The 20,608-nt window shown below is 38.3% G+C and carries 18 protein-coding genes; 2 read left to right on the top strand and 16 right to left on the bottom strand.

What is annotated here, in order from left to right:
• The first annotated feature begins 61 nt into the window (after positions 1-61).
• Both AAU57_RS12420 and AAU57_RS12425 read left to right on the top strand, forming a co-directional pair.
• Positions 62-1,450, top strand: a complete 1,389-nt coding sequence (locus AAU57_RS12420) for a tetratricopeptide repeat protein (protein ID WP_055413214.1) — start codon at positions 62-64, stop codon at positions 1,448-1,450.
• Positions 1,450-2,184, top strand: a complete 735-nt coding sequence (locus tag AAU57_RS12425) for a tyrosine-protein phosphatase (protein ID WP_055413215.1) — start codon at positions 1,450-1,452, stop codon at positions 2,182-2,184. The genes AAU57_RS12420 and AAU57_RS12425 overlap by 1 nt, the downstream gene beginning before the upstream one ends.
• 20 nt (positions 2,185-2,204) lie before the next feature.
• Here the strand turns inward: AAU57_RS12425 and AAU57_RS12430 are convergent, their stop codons facing one another.
• From AAU57_RS12430 to AAU57_RS12500, 16 genes are all read right to left on the bottom strand, one after another.
• Positions 2,205-4,583 carry a GumC family protein gene (locus AAU57_RS12430; RefSeq protein WP_055413216.1) on the bottom strand — a complete coding sequence of 793 codons (2,379 nt, stop codon included), beginning with the start codon at positions 4,581-4,583 and terminating at the stop codon, positions 2,205-2,207.
• Positions 4,583-5,356: a polysaccharide biosynthesis/export family protein gene (locus tag AAU57_RS12435; protein ID WP_082438627.1), complete on the bottom strand. Its 774-nt coding sequence runs from the start codon at positions 5,354-5,356 to the stop codon at positions 4,583-4,585. The genes AAU57_RS12430 and AAU57_RS12435 overlap by 1 nt, the downstream gene beginning before the upstream one ends.
• A gap of 30 nt (positions 5,357-5,386) precedes the next feature.
• Positions 5,387-7,342 carry a polysaccharide biosynthesis protein gene (locus AAU57_RS12440; RefSeq protein ID WP_055413773.1) on the bottom strand — a complete coding sequence of 652 codons (1,956 nt, stop codon included), beginning with the start codon at positions 7,340-7,342 and terminating at the stop codon, positions 5,387-5,389.
• Positions 7,343-7,427: 85 nt separating this feature from the next.
• Positions 7,428-7,610 carry a hypothetical protein gene (locus tag AAU57_RS15105; protein ID WP_156340154.1) on the bottom strand — a complete coding sequence of 61 codons (183 nt, stop codon included), beginning with the start codon at positions 7,608-7,610 and terminating at the stop codon, positions 7,428-7,430.
• A gap of 7 nt (positions 7,611-7,617) precedes the next feature.
• A complete protein-coding gene (locus AAU57_RS12445) occupies positions 7,618-11,010 on the bottom strand; it encodes a T9SS type A sorting domain-containing protein (RefSeq protein ID WP_082438628.1) in 3,393 nt (1,130 codons plus the stop codon).
• A gap of 138 nt (positions 11,011-11,148) precedes the next feature.
• Positions 11,149-12,285 carry a DegT/DnrJ/EryC1/StrS family aminotransferase gene (locus AAU57_RS12450; protein WP_055413218.1) on the bottom strand — a complete coding sequence of 379 codons (1,137 nt, stop codon included), beginning with the start codon at positions 12,283-12,285 and terminating at the stop codon, positions 11,149-11,151.
• A gap of 28 nt (positions 12,286-12,313) precedes the next feature.
• Positions 12,314-12,850: a sugar transferase gene (locus tag AAU57_RS12455; RefSeq protein WP_055413219.1), complete on the bottom strand. Its 537-nt coding sequence runs from the start codon at positions 12,848-12,850 to the stop codon at positions 12,314-12,316.
• A gap of 11 nt (positions 12,851-12,861) precedes the next feature.
• Positions 12,862-13,878 carry a 3-oxoacyl-ACP synthase III family protein gene (locus tag AAU57_RS12460; protein ID WP_197275412.1) on the bottom strand — a complete coding sequence of 339 codons (1,017 nt, stop codon included), beginning with the start codon at positions 13,876-13,878 and terminating at the stop codon, positions 12,862-12,864.
• On the bottom strand, positions 13,875-14,624 hold the full coding sequence (locus AAU57_RS12465; protein WP_055413220.1) for an SDR family NAD(P)-dependent oxidoreductase: 750 nt from the start codon (positions 14,622-14,624) through the stop codon (positions 13,875-13,877). Before AAU57_RS12465 ends, AAU57_RS12460 begins: the two co-directional genes overlap by 4 nt.
• Positions 14,617-15,564 carry a 3-oxoacyl-ACP synthase III family protein gene (locus AAU57_RS12470; protein ID WP_197275413.1) on the bottom strand — a complete coding sequence of 316 codons (948 nt, stop codon included), beginning with the start codon at positions 15,562-15,564 and terminating at the stop codon, positions 14,617-14,619. Before AAU57_RS12470 ends, AAU57_RS12465 begins: the two co-directional genes overlap by 8 nt.
• Before the next feature lie 72 nt (positions 15,565-15,636).
• Positions 15,637-15,855, bottom strand: coding sequence for an acyl carrier protein (locus tag AAU57_RS12475; RefSeq protein WP_055413222.1), 219 nt, complete (start codon positions 15,853-15,855; stop codon positions 15,637-15,639).
• 15 nt (positions 15,856-15,870) lie between these two features.
• Positions 15,871-16,515, bottom strand: coding sequence for a hypothetical protein (locus AAU57_RS12480; protein WP_055413223.1), 645 nt, complete (start codon positions 16,513-16,515; stop codon positions 15,871-15,873).
• Positions 16,516-16,520: 5 nt separating this feature from the next.
• Positions 16,521-17,126 (bottom strand): sugar transferase, encoded by a 606-nt coding sequence (locus AAU57_RS12485; protein ID WP_055413224.1) that lies wholly within the window; start codon positions 17,124-17,126, stop codon positions 16,521-16,523.
• Positions 17,127-17,131: 5 nt separating this feature from the next.
• Positions 17,132-18,334, bottom strand: coding sequence for a glycosyltransferase family 4 protein (locus AAU57_RS12490; RefSeq protein ID WP_055413225.1), 1,203 nt, complete (start codon positions 18,332-18,334; stop codon positions 17,132-17,134).
• A 7-nt stretch (positions 18,335-18,341) separates the two neighbouring features.
• Entirely contained in the window at positions 18,342-19,481 is a 1,140-nt protein-coding gene (gene wecB / locus AAU57_RS12495) for a non-hydrolyzing UDP-N-acetylglucosamine 2-epimerase (protein WP_055413226.1), read from the bottom strand.
• A gap of 3 nt (positions 19,482-19,484) precedes the next feature.
• Positions 19,485-20,606, bottom strand: coding sequence for an NAD-dependent epimerase/dehydratase family protein (locus AAU57_RS12500; protein ID WP_055413227.1), 1,122 nt, complete (start codon positions 20,604-20,606; stop codon positions 19,485-19,487).
• Positions 20,607-20,608 lie beyond the last annotated feature (2 nt).

Below are 20,608 nucleotides of genomic sequence, written 5' to 3' on the forward strand. Positions count from 1 at the left end.
CTGCGAGACTTTGGCAAATCTTTTGAACTTAGTAAGAAGCGGATCATTAAAAATTCGACCTATGGAATTCAACTTAAATAATGATGATGATTTGAGCATTGAAAAGTTTGAATTGATGCTTAAAACCAACGAGGTAGGTTTCTTTGATAGCGATGAATTTGAAGAAATTATTGAGCATTATCTGGAAAACGGAAAGATGGCTCTGGCTCGCAAAGCGATCCATCTTGCGATGAATCAACACCCATCATCAGTCAACTTAAAGCTGTTTCATGCAGAGATGTTGATTTTTGATGACAAATTTGAACTGGCTCACGAACTACTGGACGAGCTACATGAATTGCAACCGCACAATTCTGAAATATTCATTCAAAAGGCTAATATATTTTCCAAAACAGAGCAGCATGAGAAGGCAATCAACCTACTTAATGATGCATTGCAGTTAACGGATGATAAGGCAGACGTCTACAACCTTATAGGTATGGAATTTCTTTTTATAGAGGACTATTCCAGTGCCAAGTTGAACTTCATGCAGTGTCTAGAGCTGGACGAAACAGACTATTCTGCGCTTTATAACATTATCTATTGTTTTGATTTTCTACAGGAAAATCAGCAAGCCATAGACTTCTTAAATATGTTCCTGAATAAGAATCCATATTGTGAGGTCGCCTGGCATCAAGTAGGCAAGCAGTATTTTGATTTGAAGATGTATGAGAAGTCACTAGCCGCTTTTGAATTTGCGATCATTTCAGACGATCACTTTGTAGGTGCCTATCTTGAAAAAGGTAAGGTGTTGGAAAAGCTGGGTCGCTACAATGAGGCGATAGAGAATTATCAAATCACATTAGAGCTGGATGATCCTACATCCTTTGCTTATTTACGTTTAGGAAAATGCTTCAACAAATTAGGGAATAGCGAACTGGCTATTAAATACTTCAAAAAGACCATTAATGAAGATCCGTTATTGGATAAAGGCTGGATTTCTATTGTGGACTACTATTCAAAGCAGTTGAATTACCCTAAAGCATTAAGTTATATAGAAAAGGCGATTGAAGTCGATGGAGAAAATGCGTTATATTGGACAAGATATGCACATTTGAATAAACGCCTTAACTTCTTTGAAGAGGCAGAATATGGTTATCGCAAAGCCATTGAATTAGGTAATTACGAGCAAGAAACCTGGTTGTCTAGAGCGGATATTCTGTTAGCCCTAGGTGAAACTGAAGCTGTCGTTTCTAACTTGAACCACGGTCTTGAATTTTACCCACAACAGGTAGAAATGGAATATCGCATTGCTGGTGCTTACTATAAATTGAATCAAAAAGTCAAAGCGAGATTTCATCTACAAAATGCGTTAAAAACAGATCCAGAATACATCATCATTCTAGAAGAACTTTTTCCTGAATTGATGAAGGAAAAAGAAGTTAAGGATCTCATAGCGCAATACTCTTAATGTTCTTTTTCACCAAGAAAGTTTTTCTGGCAGATGCGATCGATGGCCTCATCGATATGCACAATCATGTATTGCCCAATATTGATGATGGTTCGGATAGCTTGGAGACAACCTCGAGCATGATCAAATTGTATCGTGAATTAGGCTTCTCTGGAGTTTACACGACACCTCATACCATGGAGGATTACTATGGTAATGATGCAGAAAAAATCAAAAGCAGCTTTACTGAAACCAAAGCAGGCTTATTAAAAGACGATGCGGATTTTCTTTTGGGAACTGCGTCAGAATATATGATGGACGGTGGTTTTGAGGACATTCTTAAAACTAGGAATTTCTTGACCCTACCAGGAAATCATCTGTTGTTTGAATTTAGCTATTTTCAGAAGCCCTTCAACTCTGAAGAGCTGATTTTTGAAATGAGTAATCTGGATTTGAAACCCATTCTAGCACATCCAGAACGATACAGGTATTTAAGCATTCAACAGATGCTGGATTTTGCAAATAGAGGCTGCAGATTGCAGCTCAATATATTAAGCCTATCGGGACACTATGGATCTGACGCTAAGAAAAAAGCATTAGAACTTTTAAAGGGCAATCACTATTCTTTCTTAGCGACAGACGCTCATAAACAGGAACACCTGAGCAAAATAAAAGAGATTCAAATAGACAAAAAATTGATGCCTTCACTGCAGATCCTCATTAAAACACAAATGAGTACATTTGAGAATAAATAGTCTCTGAAAATTCAGATCAATTACTTTTTAAGCTTTACTGCTTTGAGTAATCGTGTCCATGCGCTATCCGCGTCAACTCCATAAGAGTAAGCGTATTTGTTCCCATAGCCGAAGTTGGCTATTTTGACGTTATTCAATACCATGGCAACATTCTTAAGTTTTTCACTTTCGATAGTATCGCTCACAAAGTCTAACAAAGGCTTTTCGGTATAATTAGCTCGAGTGACATAAACAGTAACATCCGCTTTATCGCTGATCAATAAGGTATCCGTAACCAGCATGGACGGAGCACTATCGATAATCACTACGTCATAATTCTCTTTTCCATAGTCCAAAAGTTCATCGACACGTGAACTTAACCATAGCTCTGCTGGATTGGGAGGAATGGCTCCAGATAGCATTATTTTCAAGTTGGAATTAGCATCACTTTCATGAACCAGTTCTTCGGGCTGATATTCTGGATATACCAAAAATTCGGTCACACCTTTTAAATTTTTGCTGCCTTTTACCAAATATCTATGCAACTGCGGATTTCTAATATCGCCTCCAACAAGCAACACATTTTTACCAGAGTTGGCCATAGTCATGGCCAGATTGAAAGAGACAAATGTTTTTCCTTCTCCCTTTACAGAGGAAGTTACAATGATAACGGGTGTTTTGACTGTATTAGACAGTGCAGAAAGTTTATACTGGAGATTCGTTCGCAAAATCCTAAACGATTCGGCTAATATGGACCTGTCGTTCTTGGTAATCACATCAGATTCATCTGAGGCCAATTTAGGCACTTCGCCTAGGAAAGAGGTGTTGGATAGACGTCTCGTAACATCCTTTCTATTTTCAATTTTATTATAAATCAATCCTTTTAAATAGATGAAAGCAAATGGTATAAGTAGACCAACAATAAGAGCTCCCAAAAGCACAATTTTAGGTTTAGGAGAGATAGGTTGATCAGAAATCCAGGCACTATCAACCACTTTTGCCTTGGGTGCAGTAACGGCTAGGCTTATAGCGGTTTCTTCCTTTTTTTGAAAAAGATACAAATAGATAGCCTCAACGATGGTTTGGTCTCGTTCTATATCTCTTGCTGTTCTTTCGGTTGCTGGAATTTCTCCCAATCGGCCTTCAATTCTATTATTCTGAGATGAAATACTACCTAATCGAACTTCTAAGGACTGAATGTAAGAATTTAAAGATGCATTTATGGAGGATCTTAATTTAGACAGTTGATCCTGTAATTCTTGTACAATAGGATTGAGCTGAGTGGCCGTTTCTAAGCGTTGATTGTAAGTAAGTAAAAGCTGATTATACTCATTAATAATTTCATTAACCGAATTACTTCCTAAGGTTAAATTAGCAGGAATATATTCAGTATCATTCAAGCTTGCCATATAAGCGCGCAAATCTCTGGCGATTCTTAATTGCGTTTGAGCCTCAATTTGCAAGGAGGTATATTCTGCGCTGGATTGCAGGTTCAAACCAGCTTCGGCTGCAATGTCGGATAGGTTATTTTCTCTCTTAAAATTCTCTTTTTTGATCTCTACAGAATCTAAAGACAATTCTATAGTAGCCAAACGATCTTCAATAAATTCCACCGTGTTTTTAGCTACAATGTTTTTATCCTCGGTCGCATCTTTATTATATTCAGTAATCAATTGATTCAAAATTGCAGCGGCTTTAGAAGGTACAGGATCGGATATCGACAGATCGATCACACTACCTCTCTTTACAGATTGAGTCACAGAAACTTTACCAGCATAGCTAACGACGACCTTTTCAAAATCAGCTAACCGCACAAGAAAAACGTTGTCGCTGTCGCTGCCATCAATAGGACTATTGATAGAGCTTATTTGAACTTCGGTATTCTCCCCAATTTTTACATAGGAACCAAAATTGGCAATATTGGGTTCTTGACCCTCGTTTAACCAATATTCAAAAGTTAGCTCAGAAACCGGCTTCACATAAAACTGTAAATTTCTTCCTGTATTGGCGGTATCCAATACTTTAGAAACTATAAAAGGAGCTGATTGAAATAGCTCGGAAGTTTTAATATTACCTTCTCTAAAATACCGCACATCTAAGTGAAGTTCTTCTACCACTCTGGACATGAGTCTTCTTGAGGTCAAAATTTCAATCTCGTTCTCTACACTATTGAAATTATTACCGAGCATTCCGAGATCCCCTAAAGCAGCTAACTCCGAAACTCCTCCAGCCTGAGTGTCTTTGATAAGTATAGAGGCTTCTGCTTGATATATTTTAGTCGAATATCTTAAATAGAAAATGGCTATCGTAATAAACAAAACCGAAGAAATCACGAACCAAAACCATTTATTTAAGTAGGGTTGTATTTGCTGAGCTAGGGATTCTTCGGAAGCCACATTTATAGAACCTTGTTCTTGCATTATCGAGCGATTAATATGATTACTGATAGTATAAGTGATGCAATAGATACATACAAGGGGTTATTTCGATTAAAGGAAGAACCGCTGACTTGCGCGTTGTTAGGCCCTACGTACAAGACATCATTTTGTTGTAGATAGTACAAATCGCTATCCAAAACATTCGTCTTGGTTAAATCAATAATATAACTTTCCTGGACACCATTATTATCTCTAAGCAACTGAATATCCGTCCGCTTACCATACAAAGTCAAGTCCCCAGCTAAGCCAAGAGCTTGAGGTAGAGTCACTCTTTCATCGGGTATAGAATAAGTGCCGGGTCGGGATACTTCGCCCAATACAGTGATTTTAAAATTTGTCAATCGGACGGTTACTAAAACATCCTTTGCAAACTTCTTATATTCTTCCGTGAGCATTTTTTCTAACTCAAATCTTGTCATTCCAGCTACTTTGATCTGTCCTAATTCAGGCAAATCAATAGTGCCCTTATTGTCAACCAAATAATTCAACAACTGCGGTTGACCATTGAGCTGCCTAAACTCTCCATCATTAACACTCGGAACCAATCGATTGTATCTGGAAACAGTTGTCATATCCGCACTACTTACAATAATAGATAGCTGGTCGTTATTCTTAATAATAGAAGTATATGTTGGAGGTGTAAAAATCTCCTTGGAGCTTATATCTTGGAAATAAAGAATATCCTTTTTGGAAGAACAGCCGGTTAGTATCAGCAAAAAAGCAGAACTTATAAGTAAAAAAGATTTGCGTAACATGTGTTAAATTTGGGGTGCAAAGGTAATAAATCAATCTTCTGAATTGGTTCGTATATCCAGAAACTCATAAACGCTATTTTCACTCTTAAATTCGGGTACCAAAACTTTTAGTTTACTAATCATAAAGATATCATTGGACTGTTCTGCAGCAGCAGCGATTTCAATGATAAGATTCATGACGTGCTCTAAAGATTGGGCATGGTCTATAGCTCTTAAGATCTTGGAGTGATGTGTGGGAAGCGTAGTGGCCTCGTTACTTAAAAGTTCCTCGTACAACTTCTCACCAGGTCGTAAACCAATCACTGAAATTTTGATATCTCTATCAGGTTCTAAACCAGAAAGTTTAATCATTTTCCTCGCCAGATCCATGATTCTTACGGGTTTCCCCATATCAAAGACAAAAACCTCGCCACCTTGTCCCATGGTTCCAGCCTGAAGAACCAATTGACAAGCTTCTGGAATGGTCATAAAATATCTAATGATATTCTCATGAGTGACAGTAACGGGACCACCATTTTTGATTTGTTCCTTAAAATAAGGAATGACAGAGCCATTGGATCCAAGAACATTACCAAATCTGGTAGTGATGAACTTGGTGTCTCCTTCGCTTTCGTTCATCAACGATTGAACATAAATTTCAGCCGCCCTTTTGCTCGCTCCCATAACATTAGTAGGGTTCACAGCCTTGTCCGTACTTACCATAACAAATCGATCTACACGGTATTCAGCAGATAAATCAGCAAGATTTACCGTTCCTAAGATGTTGACTTGTACCGCCTCGGTTGGATTTCTCTCAATAAGTGGCACATGTTTATAGGCAGCGGCGTGAAACACAACTGCAATTGATTCACTCTTAAAAACTTCCTCAATTCTGGACTTTTTCCGAACATCCGCCAGAATAAATTCATAGGAAACCTCCGGATGATCTTTGCGTAACTCTAACTCTAAATTGTGTAATGGTGATTCCGCCTGATCTAACACCAATACTTTTTTAGGTTGATAATGACTGACCTGACGTACAATTTCACTACCTATTGATCCTGCACCACCGGTGATAAGAATGGTTTTATTATTGATGTAGTGATGAATCTGTGAATCATCTAAATTGATGGGATGGCGCTCTAATAGGTCCTCAATTTGAACTTCTTTAATATTCCCATTGACATCAGATTCATTTTCCCATTTGGTGATGGAAGGAGCATGATAGATTCTCAAGTTCTGTTCGAGAGCAAGGTCTACGAGTCTATTTTTTTCAGAGACGTTCATTTGGTCTCCTACCATAACCAACCCATTGATCTTATAAGGCGCAATGGTTTCAAAAAAGTGCTCGTCGTATTTAAAAATAGGAGCGCCTTGAATTTTGATTTTTTGATATCTTTTTTTAAAACTCACAAAACCACCGAGAACAAAATTTTGACGGTCAGATATCGATAGGGCTTCCCCAACCGCAATGGCATCATCATTGACACCTAAAATAAGCACGCGATGTTTTTTTCGCCCCATATTAGTCATATAGGAATATAAAGACTTTACCAATATGCGTAACATAAGCATACAAGCAAAGGTGATCACTGCATTGATAATCAAAAATGGGATCAAGAATATTTTAGATCCAGAAAACAAATAGTAACCGTAACTTATGGCTGCCAGCGAGAAAGCACTGAAACCGCAAGAGAAAGCTATCTTAAAAATATCTACAAAAGTGCTATGACGTATAAGACCCGCATAGGTGCTAAATAGAAAAAAGGAAGAAAAATAAATCAGGGAAATAAATACGCACTCTTCCCATAGATTAAGCACATTGTAAAAGGACACATTTAGATTGGACGCAATGAAAAACGTCATGAAAAATGAAAAAACAACGGTAGCTAAATCGATGATGAGCACCAGCCATCTTGGCAAATAATTTAGGTTGCGTATACGCACCCTATTATCCTCATTCCAGAGAATTTGTCTAGCACGTATTTTAAAATACCTCCACTTCACGGCTGTCGCTTTTTGGCAATCTAATGCAAGATAACAAAAAAGGTGGCGCACTGGCACCACCTATTATAAATCCTAAGTTTAAAGCTTAATCTTCTCGTTGAGCCACCTTAAAGCCAATGACCAATGCAACTGCTGCCGCGATGGCAATTCCAGGAATTGGCGCCATGACTACATCGTCAACATCTTCCTCAAATGCTGGTGGTTGCGCGTACAAACTTCCAGCAAAAAGCATCGCTGTAATTAAAAGTAAAGTTTTTAAATTTTTCATACTAAAATTAGTTAAGTATTAATTTTATAGAGGTTTGGAGATCATTCTGATACACATTTACCAAATATAAACCATTTGCTAAATTATCCAATCCGTTTATTGTCTCGATCGTTCCACTTATTGTCTTCTCAACCGTGAGCACTTGTTGACCTAAAGTATTGAAGATTTTAAAAGTCACTGGCTTCCCTGCCACTAGGTTGGAGATGGAAATGGCATCATCACTAGAAGGATTAGGGAACAAGGAGATCGCTTTCGCGAAAGCAAAATTATCATCCATCCCTAATGTAGATTTACGGAATACTATTTGAAAGCGATCACCAGCGGTGGAGCTACTGTTTGAAAGATCAATGCTTTTGCTAATCACAACAGGATTGCCAGGAGTGACTAAATCATAAGTATCAGAAAGGCTATCATAGAAATAAGTGGTTAGACCTTCAAATTCGGGACTCTGGACCGTAAAGAAATAGGTGCCAGAGGTGCCTACAAAAACACTCAAATTGAAGCGGTCACCATCTTGAGGCATCGCAGCCCTATTGACCGCGTAATATGCACCGTTCTTTTCCCAAGCAAGACTATGCGATAACCCAAAGAACTTTTGAGTATCCTGTGGATCAAAATCCGTACGGAATTCTTCGTCAAAGCGCGCGATGGCTATGTCATTGGCTTTACCAGACGCGATTTGCTCTTGAGTAGATAGATTTATGGTCAACGCATTGCTTATGTCCACATTCTTTGTCGCCACATCAGAACCTGCCGTTTTATAGCTTTCCTGAAATTGTAGGGAGCCATTGCCGGTAGCATCAGACTGGACAAAGAAGGATTGTCCCGGTAGCGCATTTTTGGAAATGTCAGACCCCATAGGTGTTGTTGGCGTCGCAAATTCGTACAACACATAATTGTTGGTGGTAGAATCCCATTGATAGTATTCTGTAGCAACAACATTCGTCGCATTCTGCAAAAGCTGCTCCACATCTACCTTGGATTGGTAGGGGTTACCTATGAGAGAATAAAGGTTGGGACCAGCAAGTGCTATAGGAGTCGCTGGATAGGCGCCCGTAACTAATGTTCCTGTAGCTCTTAGAGTAGTAGCGGTAGCTGCTGACGTATTGGAAGTAAGATCTGTGGTACGGTCACCTCTAATAAACAAACGGTAGGCATCACCTGCTTCAGGAGAAATAGAAGTCAAATCATCACCATTAGCGGTACTTAGAGGAATCCATGCGCTTACTGGATCGGTATAGCCATTGTCGTAACGAAATAGTGACGGGTTGTTAGTAGCAGATGGGTCATAACCATGCGCCACGTCTCCACCTGTGATCTGTACCCCAAAACCAGCGGCATTGGAACCGCCTTCTTGCCAGTTGGCAGTGATGGAACCATCAAAGTTGACAGGCGCTGATACAAACCTAAAGGCACGACCCGTGGTGGCTGGAAAGAATTGTTCTACGGTGACGTTTCCGGAAATAGAACCGCTAACCACCTCATTAATAACCGCCGCCTTGCCTTCAAAACTTTTTAAAGTTAAAAGGTCATTGGTGGCTAATTCACCATTAGTTAGCGATAATATTCCTTCAAGATTGGTGATATTATTGAAAGCTACTCCACCAGAATTATTAATTATCAAATCCTCTATAATTAGCGTACCCGTTCCAAAAGTGGATTGTGGCAGAGTTCCCGCAAAGTTCAGGGTTCCATCTTGGCCGTCAAGGGTTCCGTTGACAAAAAGGTTTCTTGAGGAAGTAATAGAATTTGCGCCTACAGTGAATGTGATGTTCTCATCAACAGTCAACGATCTAAATTCAAGATCTCCAGTCAAAGCGACATTATCCCTTACTCTTATTTCATCGTTAATGGTAGACAAGCCTTCTGGCGCGGCTGGACTCCAACTACCAGCAGCATAAACATAGTCAGGCTCACCACGTTTTGGACTCATGTCGTTGACATTAGCTGTTATTATATCCCACTCACTAGCCGTCCAGGTGGTTTTGGGCGTTACATTCAAATCATTACGTACTGCTCTCGAATCTTCATATTCCCACGGCTCTCCTGTACCATCTGTTCCAATAGCACCGTAGATGTCAAATAGAGTTCCAGATCCCGCCGATCCTGAGAATAACGCATAAGTATCATCTCCATTTCCAGAAACACCAGTACTAATGGCATCTGGCGAAAAACCATAAGCAGACTCATAGTTGGTTCCGCTACCAGCAATTACCAAATACTCGCCTGCGCCCAAAACGCCAATTAGTTGCTCATCAACAGAGGTAGTATTTGCATTTGCAAAACGAGCTAAATAAACTGGAGTTATATCAAAATCTATAGGTTGTGATCCATTGTTATAAATTTCTACGAATCTGGCATTTGCGTTATCAAAAGGGTCAGCAACTTCAGTAATAATCAATGAGGGTGCAGGCAGTGGGTCACGTACTTGATAACTCAAAGCCGCGCTACTAGTCACAGCTGGTGTAGAATTTAAATCTGTAGCTGTGATTTGATAATAGATATTACTTCCATCGGCTTGTGCGGGAATAATCGCCATATAAGTACTACTACTATTTGTCATAGTAATGGATTGATCGTAGCTTCCATCAAAAGATCCATCATTAGCTGCAACATCATAATCTAATACTACTGATTGTAGCCCGTCCTCATCAGTTATAACAGCAGATATTGAAACTTCATCTGAAGATGATACAGCACTATCAGGATTTTGACTGATGTTTGAAATGGATGGTGAATCATTTACCGCTGTATTTTGACTAGTTACCAAAATATCATCTATCGCAATATCCTCGTCTCCTGAGTCGAGTTTAAATGTAAGAATCAGCTCCAAGGTTGACCCATTTCCAGATATGGCCTTAGAAAATTCTGAAAATACATCAGTGACTTCGATTCCTTCACCGATACCATCAAAATCTTCATCGAGTCTTGGTAATTGATTAGTTCCTGACGTCTCTGCTTCAATCCAAATCAAACTTTGAATGGCGCCTCCGTCAATTCTATAATCAACATGAAAAAAATCTGCACCGTCCCAATCTTGATTAACACCATCATCATCCTCTGCAATCTTGATTGTAAAGTTCAAATTATCCAATCCACTAATATTGATATTGGGAATGGTCACGGTCTGTGTACTACTTGGAATTGGGGTAACTCCAACACCATCGATATCTTGAGCTGCAAAATAAAAACCGGATACATTAGAGAAATCAGCACCAATATCCGACCCATCGGTTCTTCTGAAATAATCGGTAGTCTCACCAGCAATATCGTCTAGACTCAATGAGTAACCTGAATTATTACTATCAAAGTCTAATTGGTAAACCGTGTTTTGAGCCATCAAAGATCCTGTTGTAAAAAACAGAATAATTAGATGAGAGTAAAGTAGTTTTTGTTTCATAACCTTCCTTTTTGATTTTTAATTATGCACTAAAATTAGAAGAAGAATCTGAAACTGAAATGAACTGAATATTAACTCTAGGTTAATAGCGTTGAAATTAAGTTAAAGTCGACAAAGTGAAGCTTAAATTATTGAGCTTTAATTAAAAACACCTCTAATAACACTTGCGATGCGCGCTCTATCGTTGTTTGACAAATTGGAACCTGATGGTAAGCACAATCCTTTTTCAAAAAGCTCCTCGCATACTTTGCCTCCATAATATGGGTACTTGGAATAAAGAGGTTGCAGGTGCATAGGTTTCCATAATGGGCGTGATTCTATGTTTTCGGCTTCTAGTGCCAGTCGTAAATCCTCTCTGGTAATACCACCTGTGACAGCTGGATCAACTAAAATCGCGCTAAGCCAATGGTTGGAATAATAATCAGCAGATTTTTCAACGAGAACTTCTACTCCATCGATAGCTGCAAACAATTCTTGATAAAATTGATTCATAGCACGGCGCAGATGGACATGCTTATCTAGGACTTGCATCTGGCCACGACCTATACCGGCGCTAATATTACTCATACGGTAATTGTAACCTACCTCACTATGCTGGTAGTGTGGCGCTTGATCGCGCGCCTGTGTAGCTAGATGTACGGTTTTTGCCTTGTCCTCTTCACTGTGGCACACCATGGCACCGCCACCGCTCGTTGTGATGATCTTGTTACCGTTAAAGCTCAGTATTCCAAAATCCCCAAACGTACCGCATTTACGGCCTTTATAGCTACTTCCCAGAGCCTCTGCACTATCCTCGATGACTTTTATGGAGTTCGCTTTCGCGAAAGCGTGAATCTCATCCACCTTATAGGGCATACCATACAAGTGTACCGCGATAATGGCTTTGGGCTTTTTCCCCTTGGCGATGCGATCCTCAACGGCCTTTTCCAATGCCAGCGGACACATATTCCAGGTATCGCGCTCGCTATCCACTAGCACCGGTGTCGCGCCCAGATATAATATGGGGTTAGAACTGCCGCAAAAGGTAAAACTCTGGCAAATGACCTCATCACCAGCCGTAACTCCAGCCTGAATAAGCGCCAGATGGATCGCAGCAGTTCCAGAGCTAAGTGCGGCAACGTGGACGTTCTCGCCTTGATAACTTTCAAGATCCTTTTCAAACCCATTGACGTTGGGACCCAATGGAGCGACCCAGTTGGTATCAAAGGCCTCAGTCACAAAATCTCTCTCGGTGCCGCCCATGTGTGGTGAGGACAGCCATATTTTATCTTGCATGGTCAACTATTTAAAGGTCAAAGATAAGTTACTTGAATAGCGAAATAATCGTGAGCCCAATTATTTTGACGTCGTAGGTGAAGCTGCGATTTTCCAAATATTCTAGATTAAGCCTTACCTTGTCTGGAAAGATGACGGTATCGTTATATGCTTTAGGATCTTCTTGCTTTTTCAAAAGATCTTCCTCATTTCTATATTTTATGGCGGCCAGGCTGGTAAGTCCCGGTTTGAGGGCCAGCACTCGCCTATCGCTTCCTTTAAGTTGGTCGTAGTAACCAGGAACATCGGGTCGTGGGCCTACAAAGGTCATATCACCTGTTAGTATATTGAATAGTTGTGGGAGCTCATCCAGTTTGGTCTTACGCAAGAATTTCCCGAATTGCGTTACCTGACCATTCTTCATGGTACGGAATTTATAGATGGTAAAGGGTATACCGTGCTGGCCTATGCGGGTTTGGGTAAAAAGTTTAAGCCTTTTACCCATTATTAATTTGCAAAATAAAATGGGAAATAACAGAAAAGTGATTAGTAAAAGAGATAGCACAAAATCAAAGATAGATTTCATACACGAGTAACTTACATTAATTCGATAGTGACTGCTCCCCAAGAGTAACCTACTCCAAATCCTGCGAGCAGAACTTTATCTCCTGCTGAAAAATCACCTTCTTCGTGTAACTCTTTGAGCGCGATCTGTATGGTGGAGGAAACAGTATTGCCACAGAAATCCATTTTAATAGGAAAACGGTCTTGACTTACTTTTATCTTTTTTCTTAAATGATTGAGCATGTATGCATTTGCTTGATGAAAAACAAAATAAGTAATGTCTCCCAAATCAAAATTGTTTTTGCTCACATTATTGATTACTAATTCAGGAATATTTTGTGAAGTAAAGTTGAAAATGGCAGGACCATTCATAAATAAGTCCGCATCAGAGGTAGTGTTTCCATAATCATCCTGTACTTCTGTACCAGATGCATCTGGTTGTCTCATAGCTCCTGCTTTGACAATAAGGTTTTCTGCTCCAGTTCCATCTGTTCCTAGATTGAACTCACCTATTTTTGCTGAAAGACCTACCGCTTCATCAGAAATCAAAACTGCGCTAGCGGCATCTCCAAAAATAGTACGATTTCCTTTATCTGAAGAATTTAGAAACTTACTATAAGTCTCACCACAAACTAATAACACATTCTTTGCGATACCTCCAGCAATAAGTCCTTTTGCAAGACTTAGGCCGTAGATAAAACCAGAACAGCCCAAGTTAAAGTCTAAAGCACCGCAGGTTTTTCTCAGTCCAAGTTTCTCCTGCATGATACAGGCACTGGTAGGTAAAAAGTAATCAGGACTTTGAGTACAAAACAATAAAAAGTCAATTGATTTTGGATCGATCTGATTTTTCTCAAAAAGAATAGCAGCCGCTTTGATTCCCATATCCATAGAAGTCTCATCATGAGCGGCAATATGTCTTTTATGTATTCCTATTTTCTTTGCGATTTTCTCTACAGACCATTCTGGAAATTCCGCAGCGAGATTTTCGTTGGAAAGAACTTTTTCTGGAAGGTAATAGTCGATATGGTTGATATAAGATTGTATCATTTTAAAGTGAGTCCTCCATCTAATTTTAAATCAGTTCCAGTCATCCATTTTGAAGCTTTAGATAATAAAAATATTACAGAAAACGCAACATCTTCAGGCTTACCATAATCTCCTAAAGGATAATTTTTCTTATCCAATTCTATATCTTCTTTACTGCTATCAATAGATGAAATCAATTCAGTTTCTATCATAGCAGGCATGATAGTATTTACTCTTATACCTTTAGAAGCCAATTCGAGGGCCATAGTTTTTGCGATTCCACACAAAGCACTTTTACTGGCAGAATAGGCACTGTTACCTATATAAGTAACGACTGGTCCTGAAATAGAGGAAAGAAATACGATTGATGATTCTTTATTGATTTTCTTTTTCTTTAATAGGTGCTTAGTAAGCATAACTGGGGCAACTAAATTCGTATCTAAAATATGTCGGAAAGATTCTTCTTTAAGAAAACTAAAAAGTTGTGATTTTACGATTCCAGCAGAATGTACGAGGCCGTCGATTTCTATTGAGGAATTACAGAACTCTAAAACAAGCTTGTCATCATTTAGATCTAAAGAATGGTAGCTATGGCCATCACCTACTAGTAAAGATAGTGTCTGTTTAAGTCTCTCGATATTTCTACCTAGAATTAAAACTTTCGCCCCAAAATTTGAGCAAGCAATAGCAATCTCCCTACCTATGCCACTACTAGCTCCTGTTACTAGAATAGTCTTATTCTCAAGGGAAAAAATGGTATTATCCATTGTAAGTGCTGTTATTTAGAACACAGTTGGCATCTAATTCCAAAATTGCACTTGCCCAAGACAACCCAACTCCAAAACCAGACATAAACAATTTGGTTTTTTTTGAAATATTCTCTAATTGACTCGTGATAGTTAAAGGTATAGTAGCACATGACGTGTTTGCATAATCGAACAATGAATAAGGAACCTGTTCTACTTCAGCCTTTAACTTTTTTCTGATTTTTTCATTCATAAACTTATTTGCTTGATGAAAAATAAAATAATCAAAATCAGAGGTTTCCACTGACTGCTCTTCCATAAACTGTTTTATTGCTTTAGGAACCTTTGTTATTCCAAAGGAAAAAACATCCATCCCATTAAGGTATAGAGTTTTTTGAAAACCATCACTCAATTGTTTAAATCCGCCATATTCTACTTTAATAGCTTCACAACCAGAACCGTCACTATTAAGATCAAAAATTATATCACTAGAATTAGACTTACCTAATAGAGTGGCGCTACCCGCGTCTCCAAATAAAGGATAAGTACTAGAGTCTGTAGGGTCACACAATTTTGAAATGGTGTCTCCTACTAATAAAAGTGCATTAGCATTTTTGTTAATTGAACTAGCTAGTAATGAAGAAATAATAGAGAGCCCGTATACATATCCGGAACACCCCATGTTTACATCAAATGCAGCTACAGTAGTTTTTAACCCCAACCTATTTTGTAGAATTGTTGCACTGGCAGGCAAAATATAATCAGGAGTCTGAGAAACAAATACAAGAAAATCTATATTGTCAAGGTCACTATTATTTTCTTCTAATAGTTTCTTAGCAGCATCATAACACAAGTCTGCTGCAGTCTCATTAACAGCAATGTGTCGATACCTAATTCCTGTACTTTCCAGAACTTTCTCTCCTTGCTTTTCTATTATATATTTATCATTAAGGTTATCCATTCTTTTTGATGGAGTAGAGGTGTATATTGCCTTAATTGATATATTAGAAATGCGAGAAGAAGCCATATTGCTTTATGCGTTGACAATTTTAAAGAGATCTTCAATGGTATCTGCTTTTTTTATATCGTCTCCATTAATTGTAGTTCCATATTCTTCATCCATCATCGCAATAATTGATAGTGCGATCATTGAGTCCCATTCATCTAAATCTTTAAATTGAGTATCATTTTGAAACTCACTTCTATCAGTTTCATCAAACTGCTCAGCAAAATTATTTATAAAATCTTCCATTATTTATATATTTATTCAAAGGTCGAGTCTTTTGGCAGGAATACCAAAGTATTTTCTATGGTTCTTAATACTTTTAGTAAGCAACGTATTTGCCAGTATAGAATTGTGGTTACCTATGGATTTTCCCTGAACAATACTAGAACCCATTGAAAAGGTATTGTAGTCACCTAAAGTTACATCTCCAGAAATCTGGGTTCTAGGCATGAAGCAATTGTAATCTCCTATAATTGTATCATGACCTACTGCGCACATGGAGTTGAAAAAATTAAAATTTCCTAACTTAATGTGACAGGATAATAAGGTACCAGTCGCAATGGTGTTTCCTATCCCTATTACTGTCCCGTATTCTAGTTGAGCATTGGGATGAATTAGATTAGGATATTTAAAGTTTCGCTTTCGCGAAAACGAATCAAAAATAGCACTAACGATCTCACGATTTGCCATTCCAAAAGTTATAGAGGTTCCGTCTGGTAATTTATCAATTAAATCCGAAACCTTACCGATACAATTCACCCCATTGATGACTTCATATTCCTCCACAAATGCATCATCATAAAAACCAATAACTTCGTACGTAGCATTTTTGTTATTAATAGCGTCAATGAGTGTCCATAACTCTTTACCTAAACCTCCTGATCCTACTATTGCTATTTTTTCCATAACTACTATTTACTGCCTTTAAATGCAGACATGGTTGCATTTGCATCTGCGTTGATATCATCAGATTTAAACACCTTTTTGAAGGTAAGCAGGACGATTTTAAAGTCTAGTAGAAATGACTGATTCTCTACGTACCAAGCATCGTACTCAAATTTTTGCTCCCATGAAATGGCATTTCTACCATTGACCTGTGCCCAACCCGTAATACCTGGTTTTACTTGATGACGCATTGCCTGACGTTCATTGTAAAGTTCCAGATAGGCAGGTAATAAGGGTCGTGGTCCCACAAAACTTAAATCTCCTTTCAACACATTAAATATTTGGGGCAGCTCGTCCATCGATGTGGCTCTCACAAACTTTCCTACAGGCGTGAGTCGCTGATCATCAGGCAACAGGTTACCGTTAGCGTCTTTCTTGTCGGTCATGGTTTTGAACTTAATCACCTTAAACAGCTTACCATTTTTTCCCGGGCGTACCTGTGTAAAGAATAGAGAACCTCTATTATTGATGGCTAATAACAATCCAAAGATCAACAATACTGGACTTGCGGCAATTACGGCCATTAAGGCTGATATAAAATCTAAGGATGGTTTGATGATGGTTTTATACATTGATTCTAGGAAAATTGTTGTTCGATGATCAAAGCCGACTTATCCGCAGTGTATTCTTTCACTAAAAGATCAATCGTACTCTCAGACATCTTTTGGTAGATTTCTTCTGAAGAGATGATAGATCGTATGGCTTCTTCGAAAGCTTCTGTATCTCCCGCGAGAACAGATCTACCACAATTATATTGTTCAATTATGCTCCCAATATCCGTGTTAGGATCTGTTGCAGCAACTGTAGGAAAACCCATTTCAAGATAAGATAGTAATCTTGATGGGAAATTTGGAATCCGAAAATTTTTATCAAGAAAAATCAATCCTATATCGCAACTTTGTAATAAGGTATCGTAATCACGTTTTGGCAAGTAATTTAATAGTAATGCATTCATTGGTTTTCTTTTATCAAACCAAGATTTCAATTTGTAATATTCCGAGCCATTACCTACAATCAAATAAAACGTATTTTCTACATTTACTTGTTCCAAAACGTCAATCAAAAAATCAATCCCTTGAGGTATACCAAGGTTACCGCCATATACCAAAATTCTATCGTTGAGTGGCAAGCCGTACTTTTTTCTAATTCTATTTTTTTGGTCGTAATCAAGCTCATTGAATACAGGTTCAATTGAGTTGGGATTTACATGAACATCTGATGGATCGAGATAAGTATTGTTATTTAAAAGAAATTCAACATTTGCTGGGGACATACACCCTATTTTATCAGATATTAAATAAAGCTGCTTTTCAATATTCATAAAGTATCTATGCAAAAAACCATTCTCATTCATCATTTTCATATCAATGGCATTTTGAGGGAAGATGTCCTTTAATAACAAATACGTTTTACAACGCATCTTGTTTTTCAGCCAAACGACTACTGAGTAAAGTGTGATTGGTGGTGTAGAATAGAGAATCAGATCAAAATGTTCGGTTGGAATGTATCTTTTAATCGCACGCTTAAATTGTGTAGCAATCGTCAACATTCCCAATCCTTTTTCTATAAAACCAGTCTTTTGAATATTTAGAGTTTTAACATGAATACATCTAAATGAATCAAAAACGGTTATACCTCCAGGATCAGTATCTCGTCGCTCCACAGGTGTGATCGCTGTAACTTGATGGCCATTTCTAATAAGCGCGCGTAAAAGGTCGGTATAGATCCCACGATCATCAATCGACTTAACTTTTACTAAAGAAAGAAATAGGATTCTCAAATCTCTTCTAATTGTATTTTTTCCAAACCACCTTATTCACATAATCCGTATAACTAAGGATGATTCTTACGATTTTTTCACTCACATTAGGCATGCTGTAATCAATAACCTGACGCATACTTCGCACTTCATCGGTTTGTTGCAATTGCACATGTTCTAGAGCCTGTAAGATACGTTCCTTATCAAGACCTACCATCATGACGCTCGCCTCTTCCATTGCTTCCGGTCTTTCGTGAGCTTCTCGTATATTGAGTGCCTTAAAATTTAGAATACTGGACTCTTCAGAAATTGTACCGCTATCAGATAATACAACAAAGGCATTTTGTTGCAAACTATTATAATCGTTGAACCCCAAAGGCTTCAAAAACTGTATGTTTTGATGTAATTTTAACTCACTAGAGTTGATCTTATTTCTGGTTCTAGGATGGGTTGAAAATATGATTGGATAATCATAATTATCTGCTATATGATTTAGGGTTTCAAATAAATTATTAAAGTTTCTATCATTACTAATGTTTTCTTCACGATGCGCAGATACCACAAAATACTTACCCTTTTCTAAGCCTTGATTTTCTAGAACTTTACTCTTTCTTATCTCTGCCATATAATGGTTCAACACCTCAAACATGGGCGATCCAGTTTTAATGATGCGGTCTGCAGGCAAGCCTTCACGCAAGAGGTATTCCCTTGCGATATCAGAATATGTTAGATTAACGTCAGAAGTGTGATCAACGATCTTTCGATTCGTTTCTTCTGGAACACGCTGATCGAAGCAGCGGTTGCCTGCTTCCATATGGAAAATTGGAATTTTTCGCTTTTTAGCTGGTATGGCACACAAACAACTGTTAGTATCTCCCAGCACTAAAAACGCCTCTGGCTGCAATTTTTCCAAGAGCACATCTATTTTAATCATGATATTCCCTACCGTTTCTGCCGCATTTTTTCCTGCCGCCTCTAGAAAATGATCTGGTTTCCTTAACCCCAAATCATCAAAGAATATCTGGTTGAGTTCATAATCATAATTCTGTCCTGTATGAATCAAAATATGCTCAATGGCTGGAGATTTATCCAATGCATCAAGAACTCTTGAAAGTCTTATGATTTCAGGTCGTGTTCCAACAACCGTAGCTACCTTTAATCTTTTCATTTTTTAAACCGTTACAAAGTACGTGTCTGGATCCTGCGGATTATAAAATTCGTTGATCCAAAACATTGTATATAATTCTTCTTCTCCTACGTTTTTGATATTGTGGGTATACCAGATGGGCATATCCACGTAGGATGGGTTTTGTCCATCCAATTTAAAGCTTAATACCTCATCGCTATCCACCCTTCTTAATTCAATCAGTGCCTTTCCTTTTATAACAGAGAATCGTTCAATTTTACGAGTATGAAAATGATTGCCTCTAGTTACACCCGGAACGGTCGTGGAAAAAGAAACTTGACCATGCTGTTCCAGCCTTATAATCTCCACAAAAGTACCACGTTCATCACTGTGTTGTACGTAACGAACCGGGAAATGATCCTTATGATTGATGTAGCTTCTAAAGGTATTGAACATATTGCGTTGAAAATCAGAATCTAGCGATGGCATGATTCCACTTGACGTGTAGTTCTGTTGAAATCTATGAAACAGTTCCAAGATTTCAGTCACCTTGTAAGTACCGTCTTCAGGAATCTCAACGGTCACCTGTCTAGGAGCTTTAATATGAATAGCCTCCAACATTTTCAAAACTAAATTCTGGACATAGATTAAAGGAACCTCGTTATCTACCTTAATCTCTGGATAACCACCGTTGTTTAACAAATGGCAAAATGTCGCGACAAATGAATTGTAAAAGGGCTTGCCAAATGGCCCATAGACATTAGGAATGATAAATCCGGTAAATGATGCTCCAGATCCTGCGGCCCATTGATGCAATAATTCTCTTGCTATTTTCTTTGAATCGCCATATTTATTGTCACTGCTCTCTTGTAGTGATGACGAAAAAATTATGTGGGGCTTTACCTTTGATCGCTCCAGCGATTCCACGAGTTTTTTTGAAAGCGTGATGTTAGTTTCATATATAATTTGTGGATCATCATGGCGGTTGATGGCCGCAAGGTGATAGATAATATCACAACTAGCCACAAACTCATCCAACAATCCGTCTTGATCAAAAAACGACCTTTCAAATGGAATGATCTCATATTTTTCAGGTTCCAGCCTTAGGTTATTGCTCAAATGGGTACCTAAAAAACCTGTTTGACCTGTAATTCCAATCTTCATCATAA

The sequence above is a fragment of the Nonlabens sp. YIK11 genome (assembly GCF_001413925.1).
Lineage (GTDB): Bacteria > Bacteroidota > Bacteroidia > Flavobacteriales > Flavobacteriaceae > Nonlabens.

Coding starts and splice junctions, on each gene's coding strand:
- AAU57_RS12420 (WP_055413214.1), top strand. CDS start 62: ATGGAATTCAACTTAAATAATGATGATGATTTGAGCATTGAAAAGTTT.
- AAU57_RS12425 (WP_055413215.1), top strand. CDS start 1,450: ATGTTCTTTTTCACCAAGAAAGTTTTTCTGGCAGATGCGATCGATGGC.
- AAU57_RS12430 (WP_055413216.1), bottom strand. CDS start 4,583: ATGCAAGAACAAGGTTCTATAAATGTGGCTTCCGAAGAATCCCTAGCT.
- AAU57_RS12435 (WP_082438627.1), bottom strand. CDS start 5,356: ATGTTACGCAAATCTTTTTTACTTATAAGTTCTGCTTTTTTGCTGATA.
- AAU57_RS15105 (WP_156340154.1), bottom strand. CDS start 7,610: ATGAAAAATTTAAAAACTTTACTTTTAATTACAGCGATGCTTTTTGCT.
- AAU57_RS12445 (WP_082438628.1), bottom strand. CDS start 11,010: ATGAAACAAAAACTACTTTACTCTCATCTAATTATTCTGTTTTTTACA.
- AAU57_RS12450 (WP_055413218.1), bottom strand. CDS start 12,285: ATGCAAGATAAAATATGGCTGTCCTCACCACACATGGGCGGCACCGAG.
- AAU57_RS12455 (WP_055413219.1), bottom strand. CDS start 12,850: ATGAAATCTATCTTTGATTTTGTGCTATCTCTTTTACTAATCACTTTT.
- AAU57_RS12460 (WP_197275412.1), bottom strand. CDS start 13,878: ATGATACAATCTTATATCAACCATATCGACTATTACCTTCCAGAAAAA.
- AAU57_RS12465 (WP_055413220.1), bottom strand. CDS start 14,624: ATGGATAATACCATTTTTTCCCTTGAGAATAAGACTATTCTAGTAACA.
- AAU57_RS12470 (WP_197275413.1), bottom strand. CDS start 15,564: ATGGATAACCTTAATGATAAATATATAATAGAAAAGCAAGGAGAGAAA.
- AAU57_RS12475 (WP_055413222.1), bottom strand. CDS start 15,855: ATGGAAGATTTTATAAATAATTTTGCTGAGCAGTTTGATGAAACTGAT.
- AAU57_RS12480 (WP_055413223.1), bottom strand. CDS start 16,515: ATGGAAAAAATAGCAATAGTAGGATCAGGAGGTTTAGGTAAAGAGTTA.
- AAU57_RS12485 (WP_055413224.1), bottom strand. CDS start 17,126: ATGTATAAAACCATCATCAAACCATCCTTAGATTTTATATCAGCCTTA.
- wecB (WP_055413226.1), bottom strand. CDS start 19,481: ATGAAAAGATTAAAGGTAGCTACGGTTGTTGGAACACGACCTGAAATC.
- AAU57_RS12500 (WP_055413227.1), bottom strand. CDS start 20,606: ATGATGAAGATTGGAATTACAGGTCAAACAGGTTTTTTAGGTACCCAT.